The sequence below is a fragment of the Amaricoccus sp. genome (genome assembly GCF_036846665.1).
Taxonomy (GTDB): Bacteria; Pseudomonadota; Alphaproteobacteria; order Rhodobacterales; family Rhodobacteraceae; genus Amaricoccus.
Map to the genome: position 1 here is coordinate 1 of NZ_DAIUBO010000320.1, position 3646 is coordinate 3646.

At 62.4% G+C, this 3646-nt stretch carries 5 protein-coding genes; all 5 read left to right on the forward strand.

The genetic code is table 11. The features are described 5' to 3' along the window. Positions 1-288: hypothetical protein (locus V7050_RS19505; protein ID WP_324411076.1), on the forward strand; the 288-nt coding region annotated here is incomplete at its 5' end. Between the two features lie 7 nt (positions 289-295). Beyond that, positions 296-646, forward strand: coding sequence for a hypothetical protein (locus V7050_RS19510; RefSeq protein WP_299480900.1), 351 nt, complete (start codon positions 296-298; stop codon positions 644-646). A gap of 6 nt (positions 647-652) precedes the next feature. Next, entirely contained in the window at positions 653-1732 is a 1080-nt protein-coding gene (locus tag V7050_RS19515; protein WP_324411080.1) for an SUMF1/EgtB/PvdO family nonheme iron enzyme, read from the forward strand. A 76-nt stretch (positions 1733-1808) separates the two neighbouring features. Continuing rightward, positions 1809-2156, forward strand: a complete 348-nt coding sequence (gene avd, locus V7050_RS19520; protein WP_299480904.1) for a diversity-generating retroelement protein Avd — start codon at positions 1809-1811, stop codon at positions 2154-2156. A gap of 295 nt (positions 2157-2451) precedes the next feature. Beyond that, positions 2452-3558, forward strand: coding sequence for an RNA-directed DNA polymerase (locus V7050_RS19525; protein ID WP_299480906.1), 1107 nt, complete (start codon positions 2452-2454; stop codon positions 3556-3558). Positions 3559-3646 lie beyond the last annotated feature (88 nt).

Below are 3646 nucleotides of genomic sequence, written 5' to 3' on the forward strand. Positions count from 1 at the left end.
AGCACCGGGAACAACATCACGGCGGTCACGCTGACCGACCTCCGCGTGATCCAGTCGGCGAGCTCGTGGGTGACGAGTAGCAGCCCGTTCGTGACGGTCGCGTTCCCCGAGATTCTGCCGAACGCCGACTATGACGTCGCGGTCGAGGTGGAGAGCGCAACCGACGTGGCGGCCGTTGGCGCGGTGCAGGCATACGACCGCGCCCGGAACGGCTTCAAGATCCGGATGACCGGCAGCGCCGACAACGTCGTTCTGCGCTGGACGCTTCTCAACCCCCGTTACCAGTGAGGCGGCGATGAACATCATGCACATGAACGAGGGCGCGAAGGCAGCCTTCGAACTCGACGACTGCACCCTAATCCTCGGCAATCTTCTGATCGACCTGGGCGAAGAACAGGAGGACACCGAGCGCGTCCTTTCGGTCTTCACCGATGGCGACGGCCAGTTGAGCTTCGAGGGCGACGTTTACGCGGCCGTCATCATCATTCCACCTCGCCGATATGCCGACGAGGAGATCACCGAAACGGTGGGGGGTGAGGAAGTCACCCAGACCGTCTCGGTGCCGCAGCCATGCCAGGCCGAGGCCGTGACGCTGCAACTGTGGGCGCTGCCCGAAAACCCTGCAACCCCTGAAGACGAGGAGTAAATCCTGATGACCGTCACGATTTCGATGCCGGATGCCCTGCGGCAGTCCGTTGAGGCCGCCTCGGGCGGCGTGAACACCGTCCTTTACGACAGCAAGGGCTATCCCTCGATCATGTGCGTGGTGCCGCGCTTCAATATCGAGGACATCGACCCGGCGCTGGGGACCGGCACCCATCCCGCCTTCCTCGTCGGCGGCATCCAGAAGAGCGAGATTTTCGTGGGCAAGTATCTCGCCCGCATCCATGACAATCACGCCCTGTCGCTGCCCGGCCAAGACCCCAGCGCGTCGATCAACTTCGACAACGCGAACGCACGCTGCTCGGCGAAGGGGCCGGGCTGGCACATGATGACCAATGCCGAATGGTCGGCGGTCGCCCTGTGGTGCTGGAAGAACGGCTTCATGCCGCGCGGCAACACCAACTACGGCCGCGACCATGCGCAGACCTACGAGACCGGCCGCCGGCAGGATGGCCTTGCGCCCGGCCTCGCCGAAGGCACCGCGCGCACGCTGACCGGCTCCGGCCCGGTAAGCTGGTATCACGACAACACGCCGGCGGGCATCACCGACCTCTGCGGCAATGTCTGGGAATGGGTGCGCGGCATGCGCATGGTCAACGGCGAAATCCAGATCATTCCCGACAACAATGCGGCCGAGACGGACGCTGATCATAGCGCCGCAAGCCCGCTGTGGAAGGCGATCCTGCAGAACGGCAATCTGGTCAATCCCGGCACGGCGAACACGCTGAAGTGGAACGCAACCGGCGTCGACGGGGCCGGCAACCCGCAGCTTGCGACCTCGGTGACGAGCCAGTCGAACGGCGAAACGGCTGCGAGCCAGTTGTATAAGGACTTGACCGCCGCCGGCGGCGTCACCGTCCCGAACATCCTCAAGGTGCTGGGCCTCTTCCCGCATGCGACCAGCATCGACCGCGGCTATCTTTACCTGCGGAATCTGGACGAGCGCCTGCCGCTCCGTGGGGGCTACTGGTACAACGGCGTCACTGCTGGGGTGTTCTCCCTCTACTTGAACATCGCCCGCTCGACCTCGAGTACGACTATCGGCTTCCGGCCCGCTTTCGTCCTCTGAAATCTGGCCGCCTGACAATCTGCCGGGCGGGCGATAGCCCGTCCGTCATCCACCTGTAATAGCTGCGGAGCCTGATTTGGACGATCTGAAAATTCGTCGGAAGTGCGAAGACATGATCGCCTATGGATATGTGGTTTTAAGGCAGTTTCCCAAAGCCGAACGCCACGTTCTTAATCAGGAAATCCGCAGCACCATGTGGTCGCTTCTCCGACTGATCATCATCTGCAATCGGAGATACTTCAAAAAGACCACAATGCAGGACTTGGACGCCGAGCTTGATCTGTTGCGAAGCCAGATCAGGATTGCCCAGCGCCTCGGTTATCTGTCGTTCAACAGCTACGAAGTCTGGACCCGTCATCTGGACGAAATCGGGCGCATGATCGGCGGATGGTTCAAGAGCTTGCAGGAAAAGGGACGCGGGTAAAGTGGTTTGAGCGCCTGCCGATCCGTGGGGGCAACTGGAACAACGGCGTCAATGCTGGGGTGTTCTCCCTCAACTTGAACAACGCCCGCTCGAACACGAGTACGAATATCGGCTTCCGGCCCGCTCTCGGGGAAAGTCAGAAGTTGGGGCCTCACGGGGCCTCATCCCGCACACCCTCGAAAGGCCCCGCGTTCCTCGGCCAAGCGCCGAAAAACATGAACAGACCGGAGCGTTGCAGTAACCGCCTGCGCGCGGCGACCCTTCGCTCCGGTCGCCCTTACGATAGCGAGATGCCTTGGCGAAGACCTACACCGACCTGTTTTCGGGCCTGTCGAGTTTCGAGGCCCTACATCGCGCATGGGGCCGCGTCATTCGCGGGCGGCGGCATCAGACGGACGTCCTGCAATTCGAGCGGGATCTGGAATCGAACCTGATCGACATCCAGAACAGCCTCATATGGAAGACGTATCGCACCGGGCCGTATTACCATTTCCGGGTCTTCGAGCCGAAGGAGCGCGAGATTGCCGCGCTTCCGCTCAAGGACCGCGTCGTGCAGCATGCGCTTATCGAGGCTATCGAGCCGATCTGGACGTGCCGGTTCATTTCCGACAGCTATGCGTGCCAGACCGGAAAAGGGATGCACGCCGGCGCTGACCGGGCGCAGACGTTCCTTCGGGCGACGCTGCGCGAGCATGGCGCCATCTATGTGCTGAAGGCGGACATCGCGCGCTTCTTTCCGAGCGTCTGCCACGATGCGCTCAAGAGGATGATCGCGCGCCGGGTGGCCTGCAAGGACACGCTCTGGCTGATCGACAGCATCATCGACAGCGTCGCCGAGCCGGGCGCCACGTTGCCGCGCGGGATACCGATCGGCAATCTGACGTCGCAGATTTTCGCGAACATCTACCTCCATGAACTCGACGAGTTCGTGAAGCACGAACTGCGCGAACGGCGATATGTGCGCTACATGGATGATTTCGCGATCATCGGCGCGGACAAGGAGCATCTGCACCGGGTCCGCGTCGCGGTCGACGACTTTCTCTATGCGCATCTCGGGCTGCGTCTCAACCGGAAGACTCAAGTCTTTCCGGTCTCGGCGACGAACGGCCGGGCGCTCGACTTCCTCGGCTATCGCATCTGGCCGACGCATCGGAAGATCAGGAAGGACAGCGCCGGACGGATACGCCGGAAAATGAAGCGCATGGCGCGCCAGTATCACGAGGGCAAGATCACCCTCGACCAGGTCCGGCAGGTCGTGATGAGTTGGGTCGGTCACGCCGGTCACGCGAGCACTTACACGCTGCGCAGCCGAATCCTCGGCGACGCGGTCTTCATTCCCCCGCCTTCGGGGTCGTCCGCTTCTCGCCGCAGGAAGGCGAAGGACGGCGAACCCTCGGCCTAAACCACAACCACCGCCAGCCGGCCCTCGGGCCATACAGAAAGGAGAGCCAGATGGCTTCTGTATCCTTCCACCACGGCACGCGCGTCTT